Genomic DNA, 5,787 nt, shown 5'->3' on the forward strand with positions numbered 1-5,787 from the left:
GTTCGTGCTGCTGCGTGTCTTGAAGGGACCGGTAAGCTGTTGCGCGCTCCGGCAGTGCACCGTCAGCAGACTGGGCCTCGCCGTTCCCCGAGCCCCTGGCGGGGCTCTTCGCCGTTCCCCGAGTCCCTGAACGCGCGCTCTGCCCAGCCCTTAAACGCCTTCGTACAGCGGCCGGATGGCCGTCGCGTCGGTGAGCGGCCGGGCCTCGGCAAGGTCGGTCGGGAGGCCGGCGGCGGCGAGGGCCTCGCGGGCCTCCGGCAGCGGGATCGCGTTGAACCAGCGCAGCGCGAGGGCGTCCTGGCCGGCCGGGGTGAGGCGGCCGGTGAGGCGCAGGCGGGCGAGGCCGCCATCGGGGTAGACGTTGATCCGCACGTGGGTGACGGGGGTGCCCGCCGGGAGGCGGTAGCGGTGGCGGGTGTCGGGCTGCAGGCGGGTGCGCGGCAGCAGGACGGTCTCGCTCTCGCCGTCGCTGCCGACGAGTTCGGCCCAGCCGGGGGCGTTGGCGACGAAGCAGGAGGTGTCCACCTCCGCCGCCAGCACCTCGCCGCCCCCGGCCAGGGCCACTCGCACCCAGTCGTTGGCCTTGTCGCGCCGACGCCGGGTCTCCCAGCCGTCGCCCATGACGGTGGCGCGGCCGGGAGCGTTCAGGTTGTGCGGGGAGGAGAAGTAGCGGTCGGAGGCGGCCTCGGCGACGCCGCCGTACTCCTGGGCGGCCAGGTCGAAGGTGAGTCCGGCCAGGTCGCGCGGGTCGGGCAGCACCTCGCCGTGCACCCGCAGCCGGGCGACGCCGCCGTCGGGCCAGATGTTGAGGCGGACGTGGGTGTACCGGGCGGGGTCGTCGACCGGGAAGTGGTGCGCGGTGTCGCCCTTGAGCGCGGTGCGCGGGACGAGGTCGCTCCAGTGGGCGGCGGCGAGTTCCTCGGGCGAGGGGTGGCCGGGGACGGACGCGGCCTGGACGGACGCGGTCTCGGGGTAGTTGCCGGTGAAGTGCGCGGTGTCGACGACCACGCCGCGGACCCGGCCCGCGACGCCGAGCCGGACGACCGCCCAGTCGTGGTCGTCGGCGGCGGGGTGCGGCTGCTCGGCGCTGGCGCCGCGGCGGCGGCGGGACTCCCAGCCGTCCATGATCTGGCCCTTGTGGCCGAAGGTGTGCGGGCGGAACTCGGCGGGTGCGGCGACCAGCAGGTTCTCGGCGTCCGCGAAGGTGTCCTCGTTGGTGGCGACCACGCCCGCGCCCAGCAGCCGGGAGGCCAGGTCGACCAGCTCGGTGAACGGCGCGTTCGAGGTCAGGTCAGTACTCAACTGGTGCTCCTTCTTTGCAGGTTCGGATTCAGCGTCGGACGAGCTGCCGGCCGTGCGGGGCACCGTCGGGGTCGACGGGCCGCCCGCGCAGCCAGGTGCGGTGGACCAGCCCGGTGAGGGTCCGGCCCGCGTACGGGGTGACCGGGTTCTTGTGGTGGAGGCGCTCGGCGCGGACGGTCAGTTCGCCGTCCGGGTCGAAGGCCACCAGGTCGGCGTCGCACCCGGGCGCGATGGCGCCCTTGGTGCCGGTCAGGCCGGCCAGGGCGGCGGGTCCGGCGGACATCCAGCGGACCACGTCGGCCAGGGTGTGGCCGCGGCGGCGGGCCTCGGTCCAGACGGCGGGCAGGCCCAGCTGGAGGGAGGCGATGCCGCCCCAGGCGGCGGCGAAGTCGCCGCTGCCGCCGTGCCGGGCGAGGAGTTTGAGGTCGGGGGTGGAGGGCGAGTGGTCGGAGACCACGGCGGCGAACTCGCCGTCCGCGAGGGCCTGCCAGAGCAGGTCGCGGTTGGACTCGTCGCGGATCGGCGGGCAGCACTTGAAGGCGGTGTCCCCGTCGGGGACCTCCTCGGCGGCCAGCGTCAGGTAGTGCGGGCAGGTCTCGGCGGTGACGCGGACGCCCTCCTCCCGGGCGCGGCGCAGCAGCGGCAGCACGGCGGCGGAGGAGACGTGCAGGACGTGCACCCGGGCGCCGGTGCGGCGGGCGGCGGCCAGCAGGGCGGCGACGGCGGCGGCCTCGGCGTCGTCCGGGCGGGAGGCCAGGAAGTCGCGGTAGTGGGTGCCGGGCACCTGGGGGGCGGCGTCCAGCACTGCCGGGTCCTCGGCGTGGATGATCGCCAGGGCGCCGATCCGGGCCTGCTCGGTGAGCGCGGCCTCCAGGTCGGCGGGGGCGGCCAGGTGCGGGAACTCGTCCACCCCGGACGGGGCGAGGAACGACTTGAAGCCGAACACGCCCTGCTGGTGCAGGAGTTCGAGCTGGTCGGTGTTGCCGGGGACGGCGCCGCCCCAGAAGCCCAGGTCGACCCACGCCTGGCCCTCGGCGGTCTTCCGCTTGGCGTCGAGGCCCTCGACCGTGGTGGTCGGCGGGATCGAGTTGAGCGGCATGTCGATGACGGTGGTGACGCCGCCGGCCGCGGCGGCCTTCGTCGCGGAGGCGAAGCCCTCCCAGTCGGTGCGCCCGGGTTCGTTGACGTGCACGTGGGTGTCGACCAGGCCGGGCAGCAGCGCGAGGGCGCCGAGGTCGGTGAGCCGGTGGCCGTCGGCCGGCAGGGTGCCGTGCGGGGCGACCAGCTCGATCTTTCCGGCCCGTACCAGCACGTCGGCGGGGCGTTCGCCGTCCGGCAGGACCACCCGCCGGGAGCGGATCACCGCGTCGTCGATGGGCATGAGGGAACCTCCGAGCGTCGTGGAGAGCGGGGTGGGTCGAAGGAGTGCTGGGAGCCTAGGCTCGCCTTCAACAAAACGTCAATGTGTGAACGTACGAGAGTGCGACGGGCCGTCAGGGCGGCGGGACGGGCACGCCGGCCCGGCGTCAGCGCAGCAGGGCGGACGCCAGCCGCTCCCCCGCCAGCTCGGCCAGCTCGCCCGCCCGGGCCATCGACTCCGCCGGATCGCCCGCCAGGTCGGCCAGGGCCAGCGCCGCGGCGAAACCCGCCGCCCGCCACTCCCGCTCGGCCAGCTCCAGCCGGCCGGCCACCGCCGCCACCGGCACCCCGGCCCGGACCGCCGCCGCGGCCACCCCCGCCGGGGCCTTGCCGTGCAGGGTCTGCGCGTCCAGGCAGCCCTCGCCGGTCACCACCAGGCGCGCCCCGCGCACCGCCCGCTCGAAGCCCAGCAGCTCCAGCAGCAGCTCGATGCCGGGCCGCATGGTCGCCCCCAGCAGCGCCAGCGCGGCGAAGCCCACCCCGCCGGCCGCGCCCGCGCCCGCCGCACCCCGGACCTCCCGGCCCGTCAGCCCGGCCACCGCGTCCGCCCAGCGGGTCAGCCCCTCCTCCAGCACCACCAGGTCGGCGGCGTCCGCGCCCTTCTGCGGGCCGTACACGGCGGCCGCCCCGCGCGGGCCCAGCAGCGGGTTGTCCACGTCGCACGCGACGACCACCTCCACCCCGCGCAGGCGCTCCGCGAGCGGGCCCGGCTCCACCCGGGCGAGGCGCCGCAGCGCGGCCCCGCCGGGCGGCAGCGGCGCACCGTCCGCGTCGTACAGCTCGACGCCCAGCGCCTGCGCCATGCCCGCGCCGCCGTCGGTGCAGGCGCTCCCCCCGAGGCCCAGCACCACCCGGGACGCCCCGAGCGAGACCGCCTTCGCGATCAGCTGCCCGACCCCGTACGAGCCCGCCGCCAGCGGCGCCGTCCGGCCCCCCGGCAGCCGGGCCAGCCCGGACGCCTGCGCCAGCTCGACCACCGCGGTCTCGCCCTTCACCGCCAGCCCCGCGACCACCGGCAGCCCGGTCGGCCCCGCGACCTTCACGTCCACCCGGGAGAACCCCGCCGCGAGCGCGGCCGCCAGCGTCCCCTCCCCGCCGTCGGCCACCGGCAGCTCCCGCACCTCCACCCCGGGCACCGCCCGCCGGATCCCGGCGGCGATCCGCGAGGCGGCCTCGGCGCCCTCCAGCGTCCCCTTGAACTTGTCGGGGGCGACAACCACATGACCTCGCACGGCACCGGGCCTTTCAGGAGAACAACCGTCGTAGGAAGAACTGTCAGGGAGCTCGGGAGGACGAAACCAGGGGCTCGGGGAACGGCGAGTCCGTGCTGCTGGTGGCCGGAGCCCATCGAAGTGTCCGTGCTGCTGCGTGCAGTGAACAGAACCGGAAGCTCACGCGCGCAACGGCAGTGAACCGTCAGCAGCCTGGGCCTCGCCGTTCCCCGAGCCCCTGATTCGCATCCCGCCGTTCCCTTGCTACTTGACCTCGCGGCCGGAGAGCCGTTCGACGCCCCGCAGCAGGGCCGAGTGGTCGAGGGAGCCGTCACCGTTGGCGCGGGCGGAGGCGACCAGTTGGGCGGCGACCGCGCCGAGCGGGAGCGCGGCGCCGACGGCGCGGGCGGCATCGGTGACGATGCCCATGTCCTTGTGGTGGAGGTCGATCCGGAAGCCGGGGGCGAACTCGCGGGCGAGCATGTTGCCCTTCTTGCGGTTCAGCACGGTGGAGCCGGCCAGCCCGCCGCCGAGGACGTCGAGCGCGGCGGCGAGGTCGACGCCGGCGTTCTCCAGGAAGACCACGGCCTCGGCCAGGACCTGGATGTTGACGGCGACGATCAGCTGGTTGGCGGCCTTGACGGTCTGGCCGGCGCCGGCCGGGCCGACGTGCACGACGGTGGTGCCGAGCGCGTCGAACAGCGGCTTGGCCTCGGCGAAGTCGGCGTCCGCGCCGCCGACCATGATGGAGAGCACGGCCTCGACGGCGCCGGCCTCGCCGCCGGAGACGGGGGCGTCCAGGGCGCGCAGGCCGGCGGCCTTCGCGGCGGCCTCGACCTTGATCGAGGTCTGCGGGGTGATGCTGGACATGTCGATGACCAGGGTGCCGGGCCGGGCGTGGGCCAGTACGCCGTCCTCGCCGAGGATCGCCTGCTCGACCTGCGGGTCGGCGGGGACCATGGTGATGACGACCTCGGCGTCGGCGACGGCTTCGGCTATCGAGCCGGCGCCGTGGCCGCCGGCGGCGACCAGGGCGTCGATGGGCTCCTGGGTGAGGTTGTAGCCGGTGACGTGGTGGCCGGCCTTGACCAGGTTGACGGCCATGGGCTTGCCCATGATGCCGAGGCCGACGAAGGCGATCTTGCGGCTCATCGCGTGCGGGTCCTTAGCTGTGAGGGTGTCGAGGGGGGTGGGTTCAGCGCGCGGCGCGCAGCTCGCGCGGCAGCCAGTCGAAGCTCTCGGCGCTGACGCCGCCGGCCGGGCGGTACTCGAGGCCGACGAGCCCCTGGTAGCCGGCGGCGGTGAGGCGGGCGAACAGGGCCTCGAAGTCGAGGCCGCCGGTGCCGGGTTCGTTGCGGCCGGGGGTGTCGGCGATCTGCACGTGGCCGATCCGGTCGGCGTACGCGTCGATGACGGCGGCCGGGTCCTCGCCGTTGCGGGCGAGGTGGTAGAGGTCGCAGAGGAACCTGGCGTTGCCGAGGCCGGTGGCGGCGTTGACCTTGTCGACGACGTCGACCGCGGCGGCGGCGGTGACCAGCGGGTAGTCGGGGGACTCGGCCGAGTTGAGGGTCTCGACCAGCAGGACGGCGCCGACGGAGTGCGCGGCGCGGGCGGCCAGCGCGAGGTTCTCCAGGGCGAGGGCGTCCTGTTCGACCGGGTCGGCGCCGGGGACGCGGTTGCCGTAGAGGGCGTTGAGCGCGCCGGTGCCGAGGCGTTCGGCGAGGGCGGTGGCGACCGGGAGGTTCTCCCGGAAGCGCTCGCTCTCGGCGGGGAGGGACAGCGTGCCGCGGGCGCCGCGGGCCAGGTCGTCGAGCAGGTTGAGGCCGGTGAGCCGGACGCCGGCGTCCTCGAACGC

General features: G+C 75.5%; 5 protein-coding genes. All 5 read right to left on the bottom strand.

Annotation, left to right across the window (positions count from 1 at the left end; translation table 11 throughout):
• Window positions 1–150: 150 nt before the first annotated feature.
• Window positions 151–1,302, bottom strand: coding sequence for an allantoicase (gene alc, locus ACFUEL_RS33565; protein ID WP_380241006.1), 1,152 nt, complete (start codon window positions 1,300–1,302; stop codon window positions 151–153).
• A 28-nt stretch (window positions 1,303–1,330) separates the two neighbouring features.
• Window positions 1,331–2,683 (bottom strand): allantoinase AllB, encoded by a 1,353-nt coding sequence (gene allB, locus ACFUEL_RS33570; protein ID WP_380241008.1) that lies wholly within the window; start codon window positions 2,681–2,683, stop codon window positions 1,331–1,333.
• A gap of 145 nt (window positions 2,684–2,828) precedes the next feature.
• Window positions 2,829–3,941 carry a glycerate kinase gene (locus ACFUEL_RS33575; protein WP_380241010.1) on the bottom strand — a complete coding sequence of 371 codons (1,113 nt, stop codon included), beginning with the start codon at window positions 3,939–3,941 and terminating at the stop codon, window positions 2,829–2,831.
• Between the two features lie 255 nt (window positions 3,942–4,196).
• On the bottom strand, window positions 4,197–5,084 hold the full coding sequence (locus tag ACFUEL_RS33580; RefSeq protein ID WP_380241012.1) for a 2-hydroxy-3-oxopropionate reductase: 888 nt from the start codon (window positions 5,082–5,084) through the stop codon (window positions 4,197–4,199).
• A 43-nt stretch (window positions 5,085–5,127) separates the two neighbouring features.
• Window positions 5,128–5,787, bottom strand: a 660-nt coding sequence (locus tag ACFUEL_RS33585) for a TIM barrel protein (RefSeq protein ID WP_380241014.1), incomplete at its 5' end; no start/stop codon positions are given.

It is taken from the genome of Kitasatospora sp. NPDC057198 (assembly GCF_042670125.1).
In the GTDB taxonomy this organism is placed as follows: Bacteria; Actinomycetota; Actinomycetes; order Streptomycetales; family Streptomycetaceae; genus Kitasatospora.

Bases quoted from the DNA above. Each gene is read 5' to 3' on its own strand.
- ACFUEL_RS33580 (WP_380241012.1), bottom strand. From the start codon at position 5,084: ATGAGCCGCAAGATCGCCTTCGTCGGCCTCGGCATCATGGGCAAGCCC.
- allB (WP_380241008.1), bottom strand. From the start codon at position 2,683: ATGCCCATCGACGACGCGGTGATCCGCTCCCGGCGGGTGGTCCTGCCG.